Source organism: Sphingobium sp. AS12 (assembly GCF_019097845.1).
In the GTDB taxonomy this organism is placed as follows: domain Bacteria; phylum Pseudomonadota; class Alphaproteobacteria; order Sphingomonadales; family Sphingomonadaceae; genus Sphingobium.
The window spans coordinates 319,020-335,398 of sequence record NZ_JAHRGM010000001.1 but is presented as its reverse complement, the minus strand read 5'-3'; the positions used below and the strand labels follow the sequence as shown (position 1 = coordinate 335,398).

The window sequence follows — 16,379 nt, the reverse complement described above, 5'->3', positions numbered from 1 at the left end:
CGAACGGAGGCTGAGAGAGGCAATTTGAAGTGATCGCGCCCTAAGAAGTACGGCACTTCGACAGGCTCAGAGCCTGCCCCCGGCTTGATCGGGGGGCGAACGGAGCTTCAGTAGGCCCGGCCCATCTCTCACCCCGGAATAGAAGCCCCGAAGAGCAGCACCGGATCACCCGCAGGCGACAGCGCAATCTCGCCACCCGCGCCGGTCACCAACTGCCGCACCATCCATGCCGCCGCCGTGCGCGATGCCAGGCCTTCGGGCGGCAGCGTCCCCGCCAGCGCCGCGCGCAGATCGGGGTCCAGCACGACCTTCGGCCCCTCGCCCCGCACGACGATCTCCGTCACACCGGGCCGCTTTTCCGCACCGATATCCAGTTGCCCGCCGCGCACCAGCGCATCGCCGACGATCAGCGCCAGATTGAGCAGCACCTTGACCGGCAGCTTGCCCAGCATCTGTTCCTCGACCATCCAGCCGATCTTGACCCGGCCAGTCCCGGCAAACATCCCCTCGATCGCAACCCGCGCCTCATGCGGCGGCACCGCGTCGCCAAAGCCCCCGGCCGAGCCGAAGGCGAGACGGAAATATTTAAGCTTGTTGGCGGATGTCCGCGCGCTGTCGGCCAGCAGGTCCAGGCAGCGCTGGCGCATGTCCGGGTCGGTTTCGTCTGCCATCAGTTCCAACCCGTTGTTGAGCGCGCCGACCGGACTCAAAAGGTCGTGGCACAGGCGCGAACAGAGAAGGCTGGCAAATTCGATGCTGTCGATGGGGTGGGTCATGTCAGGGTCTGTGCCGCCGATTTTTGTGAACATTAAGGATGGCCTGACTGGCTAATGCGCTGCCGCGCCGGGCGATGCAACCCCGCCGCGCTGCCTTTCGCTCATGCGACCCGCAGCGTCGCCGGAGCGAAGCGCACGCCGCCCGCGCCGTCCCCCTGCGCCACCCAAAGCCGCGCATCGCTCCCCGCAACGATCAGCCACAGACTGCCATCCGGCGCGGCGCAGGCTGCATCGGTGGCCGACGGCACTGCAACGCCGGAGGGGTGCGAATGATAATGGCCGATAATCGGCGCCCCCCCCGCCCGCGCCGCCCGGTGCGCCGCGATCAGCGCTGCCGGGTCCAGCTCGAAATGCCGCGCCGGATCAGGCGCGACATTGGCGGCGGGCGCAATCGCCTCGATTCGCCCGGCCGCGCCCAGCAACAGGCCACACACCTCCGCCGGGTCGGCGGCCGCAATCGCCTGGATCTGGTCCAGCAGCATCCTTGATATTGTAACCGCCATCCCTACATCCCTAGCCAATGGGTCCGGGGGTTTCCATCATCGAAGCGACAATCGCGCAGGCGCAGGACGGGATGCGGCTCGACCGGGCGCTGGCCGACCTGCTGCCCGACCTGTCGCGCGAACGGCTGAAGGCGCTGATCAATGACGGCCATGTCCGATCAACTGGCCAGCCGATCAAGATCGGCACCACCATCAAGGTCGCGACCGGCCAGAGCTTCGCCATCACCATGCCCGCCCCGGTCGCGCTCGACAACGTGGCACAGGATATTCCCCTGACCATCGTGCATGAGGATGAAGACCTGATCGTGGTGGACAAGCCCGCCGGACTGGTCGTCCATCCCGCTGCGGGCAATCTGGACGGTACATTGGTCAACGCCCTGCTGCATCATTGCAAGGGGCAGCTTTCGGGCATTGGCGGCGTCGCCCGCCCCGGCATCGTTCATCGCATCGACAAGGACACGTCGGGCCTGCTGGTCGTCGCCAAATCGGACAAGGCGCATGACGGGCTGGCGCGCCAGTTCAAGGATCACAGCATCGAGCGCCTCTATGCCGCGATCGTCTATGGCCATCCCCTCCCCGGCACCGGCACGGTCGACGCCTGGCTTGGCCGCTCCGACGCTGATCGAAAGAAGATGGCGGTTCATCGGGAAGGACGCGGCAAACATGCCGTCACCCATTATCGCACGGTCGAACGGCTGCGCGACGCGGCGATGGTGGAATGTCGGCTGGAAACCGGCCGCACCCATCAGGTCCGCGTCCATATGCACCATATCGGACACCCCTTGATCGGTGATCCGGTTTACGGTAGAGAAAGAAAAGGTTTCAAATCAATACTCGAAACACTGGGTTTCAAAAGGCAGGCATTGCACGCAAAAAGCCTGGGGTTCATACATCCGGTAACGGACGAACGGCTTATGTTCCAAAGTGCACTCCCTGCCGATATGCAGGAACTGTTAAGCCTGCTCCACGTATAGACATGAACAAGTTTGCGCCGGTGTTAGTGACGCCTCTTCTGGGTCCCGCCGCGCATGAAAGGGAAAGGTGAAGCGACATGGCCAAGACGAGCAATGTCCCCGCGGTTCCGGCGCTGGGCGGTGAAGCCAGCCTCAACCGCTATCTCTCGGAAATCCGCAAATTTCCGCTTCTTACGCCTGAGCAGGAATATATGCTCGCCAAGCGGTATGAGGAGCATCAGGACCCTGAGGCCGCGGCCCAGCTGGTCACCTCGCATCTGCGCCTGGTGGCGAAGATCGCGATGGGCTATCGCGGCTATGGCCTGCCGGTCAGCGAGTTGATCTCCGAAGGCAATATCGGCCTGATGCAGGGCGTGAAGAAATTCGAGCCCGAACGCGGCTTCCGCTTGGCGACCTACGCCATGTGGTGGATTCGCGCCTCGATCCAGGAATTCATCCTGCGCAGTTGGTCGCTCGTGAAAATGGGCACCACCGCGTCGCAGAAGAAGCTGTTTTTCAACCTGCGCCGGATGAAGAACAATATCGAAGCGTTCGAGGATGGCGATCTGAAGCCGGAGGATGTGACCAAGATCGCGACCGATCTGGGCGTGTCCGAACAGGATGTCGTGTCGATGAACCGCCGTATGGCGATGGGAGGCGACACCTCGCTCAACGTCCCCATGCGTGAGGATGGCGACGGTCAGTGGCAGGATTGGTTGCAGGATACCGATCCGCTGCAGGATGAGCGCGTCGCCGAGGAACAGGAACGCACCCAGCGCCACGAAATGCTGGTCGAGGCGATGACGGATCTTAACGACCGGGAAAAGCATATCCTGGCCGAACGGCGTCTGGCCGAAGAACCCAAGACGTTGGAGGAACTGAGCCAGGTCTATGGCGTATCGCGCGAACGTGTCCGCCAGATCGAGGTCCGCGCCTTTGAAAAGCTGCAAAAGGCGATGATGCGGATTGCCGGCGACAAGCTCAGCCACATGGCCCGCTTCGCCGCCGCCTAATTGGCCTATAGACGATAGAAGAAGGCCCCGGAGCGATCCGGGGCCTTTTTTATTGGACCCAGTCCATCAGCCCGCAACTGGTGCCTTGTTTACATGCGGCACGCTGATCATATGGCCGCGATCCATTCGACGCTTGGGGGCTGTAGCATGATCTCGACCGCACTGGCCCATAAGCTGGCCGCGCGCCACGTTCATTATGGCTGGGCGGTACTGCTCGCCACCTTCTTGACCATGCTGGTCGTGGCGGGCGCGGTCGGTGCGCCGGGCGTGTTCATGGTGCCGCTGCAACGCGAATTTGGCTGGACCACCGCCGATATTTCCGCTGCCCTCGCCATCCGCTTCTTGCTGTTTGGCCTGATGGGGCCATTTGCCGCCGCCTTCATGAACCGCTTTGGCGTGCGCCGGATGATGCTGATTTCGCTGGGCATCGTCATCACCGGCCTGCTGCTGTCACTGGGCATGAGTCAGCTTTGGCAGTTGGTCCTGCTATGGGGCGTGGTGATCGGCCTTGGCACCGGCCTCACTGCAATGGTGCTGGGCGCGACCGTCGCGACCCGTTGGTTTTCGGACCGGCGCGGGCTGGTGATGGGGTTGTTGTCGGCCAGTACCGCGACTGGCCAGCTTGCTTTCCTGCCGCTGCTGGCGGGACTGACTGACAGTTTCGGCTGGCGCTCTGCAGTGCTGCTCGTGTCCGGCACGATCCTGTTCGCCGCGCTGGTCGTGCTGTTGCTGATGCGCGATCGCCCGTCAGACCTGGGCTTTGCGCCCTATGGCGATAGCGTCATCCAGCCGGTCCCGACCCAGCCTGCTGGCCTTGGCGCGCTGCTGATGACGCCGATCACCGTCCTGCGCGATGCCGCAAAAGTGCCGACCTTCTGGTTCCTTTTTCTGTCCTTCTACATTTGCGGCGCCAGCACCAATGGCCTGGTCCAGACCCATTTCATCGCCCTGTGCGGCGATTACGGGCTGGCGGCGATCGGCGCGGCGTCGATGCTGGCGATGATGGGGCTGTTCGACTTTGGCGGCACGCTGGCGTCGGGCTGGCTGTCCGACCGGTTCGACAATCGCTGGCTGCTCTTCTGGTATTATGGGCTGCGCGGGGCTTCATTGCTCTATCTGCCGTTCAGCGACTTCTCGCTCTACAGCCTGTCGCTGTTTGCGGTTTTTTACGGCCTCGATTGGGTCGCGACCGTGCCGCCCACAGTCAAGCTGACCGCCCAGCGCTTCGGCCCGGAACGCGCCAATATCGTCTTTGGCTGGATCTTCGCCGGGCATCAACTGGGCGCGGCCAGCGCGGCGATGGCGGGCGGCCTGTCGCGCACGCTCTGGCACAGCTATATGCCCGCCTTCGTCGCGGCGGGAATCCTGTGTCTGATCGGCGCGGTGCTGGTGCTGCTGATCAACCGTGGCCGACCCGCCATCTTGCAGAGCGCTTGAAACAAGGGGTCAGGGCGCGTTACGCTGGCGGCATGACCGCCAGACCCGCCTCCCCCCGCCGCCGTTCCCGCTGGATCAGCATCCCGTTCAAGCTGCTGATCGGCTTCATCATCCTGTCGCTGCTGATGGTGACGCTCTACCGCTTCGTGCCCCCGCCGGTGACGATGACGATGCTGCTCGATCCCAATGGCATCACCAAGGACTGGATGAGCCTGGACGAGATCGACCCCGATATGGCCCGCGCGGCGATCGCGGCGGAGGATGGGAAATTCTGCACCCATCATGGCTTCGATGTCGATGCCATCGCCAAGGCGGCGATCCACAATGCCAGCGGCGGGCGGGTGCGCGGCGGATCGACGATCAGCCAGCAGACCGCGAAAAACGTGTTCCTGTGGCAGGGTGGCGGCTTCGTCCGTAAAGGGTTCGAGGCCTGGTTCACCATGTTGATCGAGGCGATCTGGGGCAAGCGCCGGATCATGGAAGTCTATCTGAACGTCGCGGAAACCGGTATCGGCACCTATGGTGTGCAGGCCGGCGCGATCCGCTATTTCAAACATGGCGCCGGACGCCTGACCCGCGCCGAAGCGGCCCGCATCGCTGCCATCCTGCCCCTCCCCAAACGCCGCGCCGCCGTCGCCCCGAGCGGCTTCACCCGCCGCTACGGCAACACCATCGCCGCCCGGATCAGCGCGGTCCAGCGCGACGGACTGGACGCCTGCCTCAAATGAAAAAGGGCGGGGATTGCGCCCCGCCCTTTTCGCTTTGTCGGTTGATCGGTCGGATCAGAAGCCCACGATCAGCGAAGCACTGATCGCACGTGGCGAACCGAAGTTCACAAATGCCGACGACGAACTGGCCAGCGTGTCCAGACCGCCGCTGAACGAGCCGACATAGAATTTGTCGAACAGGTTGCTGACGTTCAGCTGGATCGCGCCCTTTTCCATGCCGAGGCTGGCGAGCGAGTAGCGAATGTCCAGATCGACGATTGTGTAGGCCGCGAACTTGGCACCGGGAAAGATCAGCCTTGTGGTCGTACCAGTGGTGACGCTCTGAATCTCGCCATTGATGTCGTTGAGATAGCGCGAACTGGTCCGCTTGGCCTGAACGCCCATGGTGAGGTCGCCCAGATTGGCCTGCATACGGCCACCAAACAGATATTTCGGCGCTTCACGCTCGCGCTTGCCCGATGTGCGCAGATAGGCGGTCCCATCCTGCACATAACACAGCCCCGCCAACGCAATGTCGCTGGTCGCAGTACAACTGGACGTGATGGCGTCGTTCTGGATTTCCGACTTGATGTAGGAACCAAACACATAGGCCGTGAACTGTTCGATCGGGCTGTAGGAAATGCTGGCATCGACGCCATATTTCTTCACCGGACCAAGGTTCGCAGTCGTGGCATTGCCGTCAATGTCATAAGCGGTGATCAGACGGTTCTTATATTCCGAATACCAACCGGTGACAGCGGCCTGCACCTTGGCGCTGGTATAACGTACGCCCGCGTCAAAGCTGTCGGACGTTTCGGCGACACGTTCCGCCTCTTCGCTGCCCGCCGGAAAGGAGAAGGCATTGTAAAGCGCGTCGGTGCTGGGAACCGAAATATTCTTGGCATAGCTGCCTGCGAGGCTGATTTCCGGCGTAATCTTGAGGGTTGCACCAAGATTAGGCAGGAACTTGTCATATTTCAACTTGCGCGCCTGCGGCAATGCCGATCCGCTGGCCCGGCCGGTCGTGCTGTTAAAGCTATATGGATTGGCGGCGGTATAGGCCGCAATCTGGTCGCTCGGCACGCAGTTGACGAAACCGCCAGTACTCGTCGTGAAACAATTTTGGTTCAGGTCGCGCGTGAAATAAGGAATGCGGCCACCGATAAGAACGGTCAGATTATCGTCAAAAAACTGGCCGCGATATTCACCCGCGATCTGGTGCAGCGTCGCATAGGACAGACGATCACGCTTTTGCAGCACATTGCCAGCCCCGTCGGTCAGGGGATCGTTGATAGAGAACACATCCAGCGGCGTACCACCGGCGTCCAGAACGCCCGCTGCACCCGTCTGACGATGGCGCGCACGGTCGTAGCTGTACGATAAACGTACGCGATTGCTGTCGTCGATTTCATAGGCAAGGTTAGCAATACCAATCCAGCGACGCGTGTTAGTCTGGCTGGGCTGGAGGACAGTTACCCGGCCAATTGCGTTATCCCCGTTCAAGTCACGGCCGAAATAGAACTGGCCATTATAGTTGCCAGTGAACAGCTGACCGCCAGACGAGAAAAAGCCTTCATTGGCGCTGGTCGTGCCGCCGCCATTGGCCTTGACATACTGGTAGGCGCCATCAACCGAAAAGGTCAAACGTTCGGCGAGGGTAAACTTCGAGTTCAAACGAACATTGCCAGTATTGGACGGGTTGAAGCGTCGTTCAAAATCAGTGCCGCAGGAATTGGGCACGCTGGTCTGGCTGACCGTGCAGGGGAAGCCGCCAGAGATATTGTAGAAGCGGCCGGACTTGTCACCCGTGAAGGCGCTGGCGCGGAAAGGGGAACCGCCGAAATTGTTACGGTTCTGGTTGTAATGACCGGCGATCGACACGAAATCGCCATTGTCGCCGATGTCCTGCCAGATCTTGGCATTATATTGCTGCTTATAGACATCGCCATAGTTCGCATAGGCAGCGACGTTTTTCGCGCGCGAGGCAGAGAACCACGCCTTGGTGCCGTGACCGGTCAAATCGCCCGTATTGACGACCCCAAACATACGGAAATAAGGACGATCGCCCGAACCATTGGCAACGATGTTGCCATAGCTGACGCTCGCGAGGACGCCATAATCATCGCTGGGTTCGAGCGTGTTGATGTTGACAGTGCCACCAACCGCAGCGGCGGTCGGGCTGTCCACATCGGTAGAACCGAGATTGACGTTCACGGTTTCGATCAATTCGGGATCGACTTGCTGATTAGTGTAAACAGCATAGTTGCCAGAATCGTTCAGCGGGATGCCATCAAACGTCTGCGAGATACGATCGGAGCCGAAACCACGGATGGTGAAGTTACCACCGCTGGAACCCCAGGGATCGTTGTTGGTGAAGCTGACGCCCGGTACGAGGTTGATGATTTCGTTGACCGACTGGCCAGGGCGCTGTGCCTGGATGATCTCCTGGCCCAAAACCACCTTTGCTTTGGGTGAGTCAGGGATCTTGATCCCGCCAACACCTTGGTCGATGCGCGCACCGGTGACGATGATGCTATCTTCAAAGTCCGACGAGCCGGTCGACTGGGCGAAGGCGGCGGTGGGGGCGGCTACGGCGATCATCGCGGCGCTGCACATCAGAAATTGTTTCATGTGACCCTTTGTCCCTTGTTCAGGAGCGGCGCTGGAGCGCCCTGCTGTTATGCTCTTGCAAGCCGGAGCCGCCTGTGACGGCCTCTGGCGACGGCCCTGTGATGCTATGGCTGCACTTTTGTTACAATGTACAACAGCGCTCGTCACAGGTGCGAACAAAGCAGCTCCATCGCGTAACTGGCGAGGATAGACCCTGTATTAAATCATTGTTTTATATATGTTTTATGCGGTTTTTAGCGCGCTATTTGACGGTGGTGCAATTTTGCAACGCAGCAAGAATATTTGCGCTGACGCCGAACAGCATAACGAAAAAGGGGCCGACGGTTACCCGTCAGCCCCTTTTTCAGCGCAGCGCCTGGCCTGAAATCAGGCGGCGTCCTCGGCCCGCTTGGCATTTTCGCTGAACACGCGAATCGGTTCCTTCTTGCCCGCGACCACATCCTTGTCGACCACCACTTCGCCCACGCCCTGCATGGAGGGCAGGTCGAACATGGTGTCGAGCAGGATCGCTTCGAGGATCGAGCGCAGCCCGCGCGCGCCTGTCTTGCGTTCGATCGCCTTCTTGGCGATCGCGACCAGCGCTTCGTCGGTGAAGCTCAGCTCGACATTCTCCATCTCGAACAGCTTGCCATATTGCTTGACCAGCGCGTTCTTGGGCTCGCCCAGAATCTTGACCAGCGCCGACACGTCCAGATCTTCCAGCGTCGCGATGACGGGCAGACGGCCGACAAATTCGGGGATCAGACCGAATTTCAGCAGATCTTCCGGCTCGCTCGACCGCAGTAATTCGCCGGTCTTGCGCTCTTCGGGGGCCGCGACATAGGCGCCAAAGCCGATCGACTTGGCTTCCAGACGGTCACCGATGATCTTTTCCAGACCTGCAAACGCCCCGCCGCAGATGAACAGGATGTTGGTCGTATCGACCTGCAAAAACTCCTGCTGCGGATGCTTGCGCCCGCCCTGTGGCGGCACCGACGCGGTCGTGCCTTCCATCAGCTTGAGCAACGCCTGCTGCACGCCCTCACCCGACACGTCGCGGGTGATTGACGGATTTTCCGCCTTGCGGCTGATCTTGTCGATTTCGTCGATATAGACGATGCCGCGCTGCGCCTTCTCGACGTTGTAATCCGACGCCTGGAGCAGCTTGAGGATGATATTTTCCACGTCCTCGCCGACATAGCCAGCCTCGGTCAGCGTCGTTGCGTCAGCCATGGTGAAGGGCACGTCGAACGTCTTGGCAAGCGTCTGCGCCAGCAACGTCTTGCCGCAGCCGGTGGGGCCGACGAGCAGGATGTTGGATTTGGCCAGTTCGACCTCGCCCGGCTTGCTGCCATGGTTCAGCCGCTTGTAATGGTTATGGACCGCAACCGACAGGACACGCTTCGCCCGGTTCTGGCCGATCACATAATCGTCCAGCACGTCGCAGATTTCCTGCGGGGTCGGCACGCCGCCATCCTTCTTGCCGACGAGACCACCCTTGGTCTCCTCGCGGATGATGTCGTTGCACAGCTCGACGCATTCATCGCAAATGAACACGGTCGGCCCAGCGATCAGCTTGCGCACTTCATGCTGCGACTTGCCGCAGAAGGAGCAATAGAGCGTGCTCTTGGAATCGGAGCCGGTAAGCTTAGTCATTCGCCAATCTTTCTTCCCTGCCGGTTCTACAATCACCAAAACCGCATTCCGGCGCGGGTATTCTGGTCCATATTCATCCTAGACCGTGGCGCGCCGGTTTCACAAGGGGTGAAAGTAGCGCGCCCCGGTAAAGATGGGCTTTAAGAGTCGCTGGCTTCGGGCAGCGCAGGCCGCTTGCTGAACACTTCGTCGACCAGACCGAAGGCCTTGGCCTCGTCCGCCTCCAGGAAGGTATCGCGGTCCATCGCCCGCTCGATTTCTTCCAGCGGCCGGCCGGTATATTCGACATACAGATCGTTCAGGCGACGGCGGATACGCAGGATTTCCTTGGCCTGGATCTCGATATCGCTGGCCATGCCCTGTGCGCCGCCAGACGGCTGGTGGATCATGATGCGGGCATTGCCCAGCGCGATGCGCTTGCCCGGCTCACCGGCAGCGAGCAGGAAGCTGCCCATCGACGCAGCCTGGCCGATGCACACCGTGCCGACCTGGGGACGGATATATTTCATCGTGTCGTGGATCGCCATGCCCGCCGTCACCACGCCGCCGGGCGAGTTGATGTACATCCAGATGTCCTTCTTCGGATTTTCCGATTCGAGGAAGAGCAGCTGGGCGACGATCAGCGAGGCCATGTGATCTTCCACCTGGCCGGTCACGAAGATGATCCGTTCCCGCAACAGGCGCGAGAAAATGTCGAAGCTGCGCTCGCCACGGTTAGACTGCTCGATAACGATAGGAACCAGCGCGGCCATGGGATCATGCATGATGTTGGTCATTTTGCTCTTTCAGTCAGGTGCTTTTGCCCACCCCCTACATCGGCACAAACGGCAAATGGTTCAAGGGGGCGTGTGGGAAGGAAGCCGGTTCAGTCGCGCCGGGCAAAGTCGGATGGCGCGCGGAAGCCCAGATAAGAGAGCCGCCGCACCTCCCGCCGCCCGCGCACTACGGTATCGAGGATGAGGCCGCACATGCCCGACAGCGTCGCCAGGATCATGAGGCCCGTGACGAGGATGGCGGTCGGGAAACGCGGCACCAGCCCCGTGTCCATATAGGTGACGATCAGCGGCGCGGCCAGCCCCAGCCCCAGCGCCACTAGAAACGCTGCAATGACCCCGAAGAACAGGATCGGCCGCTCAATGCGATAGAGCGTGAAGATGGTGCGCAGAATGCGGAAACCGTCGCGATAGGTGGAAAGCTTGCTGACCGATCCTTCGGGCCGCGCGCCATAGGCGGTGACGACTTCGGCGACCGGCATGGCCAGTTCGAGCGCATGGACGCTGATCTCGGTCTCAATCTCGAAGCCTGCCGACAGCACCGGGAAGCTTTTGACGAAGCGGCGGGAAAAGACGCGATAGCCCGATAAAATGTCGGTGAAACTGCGCCCGAACAATTGCTTGAGCAGGCTGGTCAGCGCCCAGTTGCCCAGGCGATGCCCGGGGCGATAGGCTTCCTCCGCCTCCGACTTGCGGCACCCGACCACCATGTCGAGATTATCCTCCAGCATGGCCGCGACCATCGCGGGGGCAGCGGCGGCCTCATAGGTCGCGTCGCCATCGGCCATGATATAGATGTCCGCGTCCACATCGGCGAACATCCGGCGCACGACATGGCCCTTACCCTGTTGGCTCACGCGGCGGACGATCGCGCCAGCCTCCCGCGCCAGATCGCGGCTGCCATCGCTGCTATTATTGTCGAACACATAAATGTCGGCATGGGGCAATGCGCGGCGGAAATCCTCCACCGTCTGCACGATCGCGCCTGCTTCATTATAGCAGGGCAGGATGACCGCGATGCGCGGTACTGCCAACCCGCTGTCGCTCGTCATGGCGGGAAATTCCTTCATCGGCCTTACGATCCTGCTGCTTTCCGTGCCGAACGGCATGGACCGACAGGGTTAATATTTCCTCTGCCATGCCACCTGCGAAATGAAAAGCGCCCGTGCCTCCTGGTGGAAGCCGGGCGCTTGTTCATCGCATTGCAGCCTGGCTTATTCAGCCTTGGCGGCGGCCTTTTTGGGAGCGGCCTTTTTCTTGGGCTTTTCCTCGGCAGCAGGCGCTTCGGCTTCCGCCTCGGCAGGGGCAGCCTTCTTGGCAGCGGCCTTTTTCGGCTTAGCTGGCGCTTCCTCGGCTACCGCTTCGGCGTCGGCGGCGGGTTCGGCAGCGGCCTTCTTGGTCGCGGCCTTCTTCGCCTTGGGCTTTTCGTCATGGTCATGGCCGCAGCCCGGACCGTGGACATGGGGCTTGATGTCGCCATCTTCGGCTTCGATCGCCGCTTCCAGCTCTTCCTTGGTCACGGCGCGGTCGGTGACTTCGGCCTTGTCGAACAGGAAGTCGACGACCTTGTCCTCGTAGAGGGGCGCGCGCAGCTGGGCGGCGGCCATCGGGTCCTGACGGACATATTGCACGAAACGCTCACGGTCCTGCGGGCCGTACTGCTGCGCGGCCTGCATGATCAGGCGGTTCATTTCCTGGTCGCTGACGGTCACGCCATTGGCCTGGCCGATTTCGGAGAGGAGCAGGCCGAGGCGAACGCGACGCACGGCAATGGCGCGATAATCCTCCTTCTCGGCTTCCATTTCGGCAATCGCGGCAGCCGGATCTTCCTCATGGGTGGCTTCATGCTGAAGCTGCTGCCAGATCTGCTCGAACTCGGCTTCGACCATGCTCGGCGGCACGTCGAAATCATGCGCGGCAGCCAGCTGATCGAGCAGCTTGCGCTTCATATGGGTGCGGGTCAGGCCATTATGTTCCTGCTCGATCTGGCCCTTGAGCAGATCCTTGAGCTGGTCGAGCCCTTCCAGACCCAGCGACTTGGCGAAATCATCGTCCAGCTTGGGCTTGTCGCCGTCCAGGATCGACTTCACCTTGATGTCGAAGGTAGCGAGCTTGCCGGCCAGATGGGCCGCGCCATAATCTTCGGGGAAGGTCACTTCGATGACCTTCTCTTCGCCCTTCTTCACGCCGCCCAGCTGCTCCTCGAAACCGGGGATGAACTGGCCTGCGCCAAGCTTGAGCTTGACGTCCTCGGCCGCGCCGCCTTCAAAGGCTTCGCCGTCGATCTTGCCCAGAAAATCGATGACCAGCGTGTCACCGTCCTGCGCGGCATGATCGTCGCCCTTTTCTTCCAGCGCGCCCTGCTGCGTGGCGATGCGGCCGGCGGCCTCATCAACCTGTGCGTCGGCGACTTCGACGGTCAGCCGCTCCAGCTTGATGCCGTCGACGCTGGGTGCGGCGATTTCGGGCAGCACTTCCAGCGCAACCTTGATTTCCGCATCCTTGCCGAACTCGAAAGCTTCATCCAGCTCGACCGAAGGCTGCATCGCGGGACGCAGCTTCTGGTCGGCGATCAGTTTCTGGATGCTCTCCTGAATGCTGTTGTTGAGCGCGTCGCGCTGCAGCGCTTCGCCATGCATTTTCTTGACGAGATTGGCGGGCACCTTGCCGGGGCGGAAGCCGGGCATCCGCACCTGCGGGGCCATGGCCTTCACTTCCTTTTCCACTCGCGCGTCGATATCCTTCGACGTGATGGTGACAGTGTAGGCGCGCTTAAGGCCCTCGTTCAACGTCTCGACAGTCTGCATCTCTTCTCTCAAACGCTTTCTTCAGCTGAATTTCGATGGCGCTGCCGCGGGCGGCATACTGGTGCGGGCGAAGGGACTCGAACCCCCACATCTTGCGATACCAGAACCTAAATCTGGCGCGTCTACCAGTTTCGCCACGCCCGCATCGGTCGCCGGTCGGCGCGGCATAGAGAAAAGCGTGAGCAAGGGCAAGGGATAGTGAGTCGGGTCGCGGAACCGGCGTGATGGCCCATGCGTAACCTGTTCACCCCCCTAGCAGAGAGAGGCAGACATGGCCACCCAGCCCGACCCCACGCCCAACCCGGACGGCGTGCCCCCGCCCGACATCATCGACCCGCAATCGCCGCCCGAAACCCCCGCGCCCCCGACTCCGGAAGAATTGCCGATGACCGAGCCGGACGAAATCACCCCGGTCGGCCCCGATTATGACCAGCCCGACAGCGCGCCTGCGGAAGTGCCGCCGGACTGAGCGCAATTTTCCGCCTCCAGCGCGACATATCCACAGTTTTTATGTCCGGTGGCGGAACCTTTTTGGTTGATCGCTAAAATATGATCGCTCCGCCGCTGGACAGACCCCTGCAAGCATGATTGAATTGTGACAAATAAAAATCACGGAGAGGCGCGGCTGACAAAATAGGGGGTCGACGTGCATAGGGTTCGCGCAAAGCTGGAATGGTTCAAAACCGTCATCCTGCCACAGGAAGCCGCGCTGCGCGGTCGCTTGCGACGCATATTGCCCTCCACCCATGAACTGGACGACATGGTCGCCGAAGTCATGACCCGCGCCTATGCCACGGAAAATTGGGAAAATGTGACGACGGGCCGGGCCTATCTCTTCACCATCGCCCGCAACCTCGTCATCGACACGGCCCGCCGTAACAAGGTGGTCAGCTTTGAAACCATGGCGGACCTGGAGCTGCTGGGCGGCGAAAACACGATAGAGGCGCAATTGCACGCCCGCGAAGCGCTGCGCCAGGTACAGGTCATCGTCGAGTCGCTGCCTGTTCAATGTCGCCGCGTCTTTATTCTTCGCCGCATCCACGAAAAATCGATGCTGGAAATAGCGGAGGAGATGTCCCTATCCGTTTCTACTGTTGAAAAACATCTGGCCAAAGCCATCGCGATAGTTATGCGGGCCTGGGCAGAACGTGAGGAAACGGATTTCGAACGTGCAGGGGTCGGAGCCAGGATCAAGCTGCGGGACCAGGGCCGCGATCGAAGCGGAAGCAGCGCGCCTGCTGGCCAGGCTTAACAGCGACCCCAGTCCGCAAGACGAAGCCGAAATTTGCGAATGGGTCGAGGCTGACCCCAGCCACGCCGTCGCCTTCGCCCGTGCCGAAGCCGCATGGGAAGCCGCCGAGCGACTGAAAAGCGCCGCCGCCGACGTCACCCTGCCCCCGATGGCGCAGATCGTCAGCGAAGAACAGCAGCGCCGCCTGTCGCGCAACATCATGGTCGCCGCCGCCGTCGCGGTCATGCTCTTCATCGTCGCCGCGATCGTCACTGTCCGCACCTTCAGCGGGGTGGAACGTTTTCAGACCGGCATCGGCCAGATTCGCGATATCGCGCTGGAGGACGGGTCGACCCTGCACCTCAACAGCGACAGCGAGGCGGAAGTCCGCTTCACCGACAATGGTCGCAAGATCCGCATCGTGAAGGGCGAAGCGTCGTTCGACGTCGCGCGCGACCCGGAACGCCCGTTCGATGTCGAAGCGCGGTCCGCCGTCATCCGCGCGGTCGGCACCGCCTTCAACGTGCGGATGCGCCCGTCGATCGTCGAACTGACCGTCACACACGGCACCGTCACCGTACATTCGGGCGACAATGTCCAAAAGCGCGTCAGCGCGGGAAGCGGCGCGGTGATCCAGCCACGCACCATCGCGCTTACCCGCCTGGACCCAAAGCTGGTCGGCCAGCGCACCGCCTGGCGCGAACAGATGGTCGAACTGGACGGCGAAACCATCGAGCAGGCGACGGGCGAATTCAACCGCTACCGCGCCGCGCCGATCCTGATTGGCGACACGCGGGTTTCAGCGCTGCGCATCGGCGGCCGCTTCCGCATCAGCGACAGCCGCGAATTCCTCTCCGCCCTGCAACTCAGCCTCCCCATACGTGCGGTGACCGGCGAGGATGGATCGGTCATGCTCCTCTATCGCGACGATGAGCCGGACATGGTGGAGAATGGGGTCGGGTTGTGATGGTGCTGGCTGACCAACATTAAATCCGTTCGCCCTGAGCGAAGTCGAAGGGCTCGGCTGAGCCGCAGGCGAAGCCACTTCGCTCCGCTCAGTGGACGGCTTCGACTTCACCTCCGGTGAAGTTTATCCTGAGCACCTGCCGCAGACGGGCAGTCGAAGGGCTCAGCCCGAACGGATATATTTCTAACCCTTTGCCCTCACCCCAACAAATCCCGCACCATATCCGGCACCAGCACACTCGCGGGGCCAAGCCGCGTTTCCTCGAAATAAGTGCTCCCCGCCGACGGATCGAGATTCAGTTCCAGCGTTCGTGCGCCGACATGGCGGGCGGTCTGGACGAAGCCTGCCGCAGGATAGACCGCGCCCGACGTGCCGATCGACACGAACAGGTCGGCGCGGCGCAGCGCATCGTCGATCGCGTCCATCTCATAGGGCATCTCGCCAAAAAACACGATGTCGGGCCGCAGCTTTGGCCGCCCGCAGCCATCGCAGACCGATCCGGGCGGCAGCGATCCGGTCCATGCCACCGCCTTCCCGCATCCCGCACACAGGGCGGAGCGCAGCGCGCCATGCATATGGATCAACCGCTTCGCTCCGGCCCGCTCATGCAGGTCATCGACATTCTGCGTGACGATCAGCAACTCCCCCGGCCATGCCCGGTCGAGCGCGGCCAGCGCCTCATGCGCGGCATTGGGCGCGACCTCGTCCAGCTTCTCGCGCCGCTCGTCATAGAAACGATGCACCAGCGCGGGATTGCGCGCGATGGCTTGCGGCGTGCAGACATCCTCGACCCGATGCCCCTCCCACAATCCATCCGGCCCGCGAAAAGTGGCAAGCCCGCTTTCGGCGGAAATGCCAGCGCCAGTGAGGATGACGATATTGCGTATGTCCGGGTTCATGTCGCCCAAACTAGCCAATGCGCCGCGTCAACGCCATGCTCCTGCTT

General features: G+C 61.6%; 15 protein-coding genes and 1 tRNA gene. 7 read left to right on the top strand and 9 right to left on the bottom strand.

Annotated features, from left to right (window positions below; genetic code table 11):
* Window positions 1–128: 128 nt before the first annotated feature.
* Together KRZ98_RS01680 and KRZ98_RS01675 are read right to left on the bottom strand one after the other, a co-directional pair.
* Complete coding sequence (locus KRZ98_RS01680; protein WP_217671952.1) at window positions 129–776, bottom strand: histidine phosphotransferase family protein; 648 nt, start codon at window positions 774–776, stop codon at window positions 129–131.
* 101 nt (window positions 777–877) lie between these two features.
* Window positions 878–1,279 carry a Mov34/MPN/PAD-1 family protein gene (locus KRZ98_RS01675; RefSeq protein ID WP_217671951.1) on the bottom strand — a complete coding sequence of 134 codons (402 nt, stop codon included), beginning with the start codon at window positions 1,277–1,279 and terminating at the stop codon, window positions 878–880.
* Between the two features lie 17 nt (window positions 1,280–1,296).
* On the opposite strand from KRZ98_RS01675, the gene KRZ98_RS01670 reads away from it, so the two are divergent.
* The 4 genes from KRZ98_RS01670 (at window position 1,297) to mtgA (ending at window position 5,410) form a co-directional block, all read left to right on the top strand.
* Window positions 1,297–2,253, top strand: coding sequence for an RluA family pseudouridine synthase (locus KRZ98_RS01670; protein ID WP_217671950.1), 957 nt, complete (start codon window positions 1,297–1,299; stop codon window positions 2,251–2,253).
* Between the two features lie 77 nt (window positions 2,254–2,330).
* Complete coding sequence (rpoH, locus tag KRZ98_RS01665) at window positions 2,331–3,245, top strand: RNA polymerase sigma factor RpoH (RefSeq protein ID WP_217671949.1); 915 nt, start codon at window positions 2,331–2,333, stop codon at window positions 3,243–3,245.
* A gap of 147 nt (window positions 3,246–3,392) precedes the next feature.
* The gene (locus tag KRZ98_RS01660; RefSeq protein ID WP_217671948.1) at window positions 3,393–4,682 is read left to right on the top strand and encodes an MFS transporter; all 1,290 of its coding nucleotides are present in this window, start codon (window positions 3,393–3,395) and stop codon (window positions 4,680–4,682) included.
* A 32-nt stretch (window positions 4,683–4,714) separates the two neighbouring features.
* Window positions 4,715–5,410 carry a monofunctional biosynthetic peptidoglycan transglycosylase gene (gene mtgA, locus KRZ98_RS01655; RefSeq protein ID WP_217671947.1) on the top strand — a complete coding sequence of 232 codons (696 nt, stop codon included), beginning with the start codon at window positions 4,715–4,717 and terminating at the stop codon, window positions 5,408–5,410.
* A 54-nt stretch (window positions 5,411–5,464) separates the two neighbouring features.
* Here the strand turns inward: mtgA and KRZ98_RS01650 are convergent, their stop codons facing one another.
* The 6 genes from KRZ98_RS01650 to KRZ98_RS01625 all read right to left on the bottom strand — a co-directional run bounded on the left by KRZ98_RS01650 (window position 5,465) and on the right by KRZ98_RS01625 (window position 13,379).
* Complete coding sequence (locus tag KRZ98_RS01650; protein ID WP_217671946.1) at window positions 5,465–8,020, bottom strand: TonB-dependent receptor; 2,556 nt, start codon at window positions 8,018–8,020, stop codon at window positions 5,465–5,467.
* Between the two features lie 366 nt (window positions 8,021–8,386).
* Window positions 8,387–9,655 (bottom strand): ATP-dependent Clp protease ATP-binding subunit ClpX, encoded by a 1,269-nt coding sequence (gene clpX / locus KRZ98_RS01645; RefSeq protein ID WP_217671945.1) that lies wholly within the window; start codon window positions 9,653–9,655, stop codon window positions 8,387–8,389.
* Window positions 9,656–9,795: 140 nt separating this feature from the next.
* Entirely contained in the window at window positions 9,796–10,431 is a 636-nt protein-coding gene (clpP, locus tag KRZ98_RS01640) for an ATP-dependent Clp endopeptidase proteolytic subunit ClpP (RefSeq protein WP_217671944.1), read from the bottom strand.
* 89 nt (window positions 10,432–10,520) lie between these two features.
* Window positions 10,521–11,498 (bottom strand): glycosyltransferase family 2 protein, encoded by a 978-nt coding sequence (locus tag KRZ98_RS01635; protein ID WP_217672395.1) that lies wholly within the window; start codon window positions 11,496–11,498, stop codon window positions 10,521–10,523.
* A 144-nt stretch (window positions 11,499–11,642) separates the two neighbouring features.
* Window positions 11,643–13,235 (bottom strand): trigger factor, encoded by a 1,593-nt coding sequence (gene tig, locus KRZ98_RS01630; protein ID WP_217671943.1) that lies wholly within the window; start codon window positions 13,233–13,235, stop codon window positions 11,643–11,645.
* Between the two features lie 59 nt (window positions 13,236–13,294).
* A tRNA-Leu gene (locus KRZ98_RS01625) sits at window positions 13,295–13,379 on the bottom strand.
* Window positions 13,380–13,506: 127 nt separating this feature from the next.
* Here KRZ98_RS01625 and KRZ98_RS01620 point away from each other — a divergent pair.
* From KRZ98_RS01620 to KRZ98_RS01610, 3 genes are all read left to right on the top strand, one after another.
* Window positions 13,507–13,704 carry a hypothetical protein gene (locus KRZ98_RS01620; protein ID WP_217671942.1) on the top strand — a complete coding sequence of 66 codons (198 nt, stop codon included), beginning with the start codon at window positions 13,507–13,509 and terminating at the stop codon, window positions 13,702–13,704.
* Window positions 13,705–13,881: 177 nt separating this feature from the next.
* Window positions 13,882–14,487, top strand: a complete 606-nt coding sequence (locus KRZ98_RS01615; protein WP_217671941.1) for an RNA polymerase sigma factor — start codon at window positions 13,882–13,884, stop codon at window positions 14,485–14,487.
* The gene (locus tag KRZ98_RS01610; RefSeq protein WP_217671940.1) at window positions 14,405–15,433 is read left to right on the top strand and encodes a FecR domain-containing protein; all 1,029 of its coding nucleotides are present in this window, start codon (window positions 14,405–14,407) and stop codon (window positions 15,431–15,433) included. Before KRZ98_RS01615 ends, KRZ98_RS01610 begins: the two co-directional genes overlap by 83 nt.
* 197 nt (window positions 15,434–15,630) lie before the next feature.
* On the opposite strand, the gene KRZ98_RS01605 is transcribed toward KRZ98_RS01610, so the two are convergent.
* On the bottom strand, window positions 15,631–16,332 hold the full coding sequence (locus tag KRZ98_RS01605) for an NAD-dependent deacylase (protein WP_217671939.1): 702 nt from the start codon (window positions 16,330–16,332) through the stop codon (window positions 15,631–15,633).
* Window positions 16,333–16,379 lie beyond the last annotated feature (47 nt).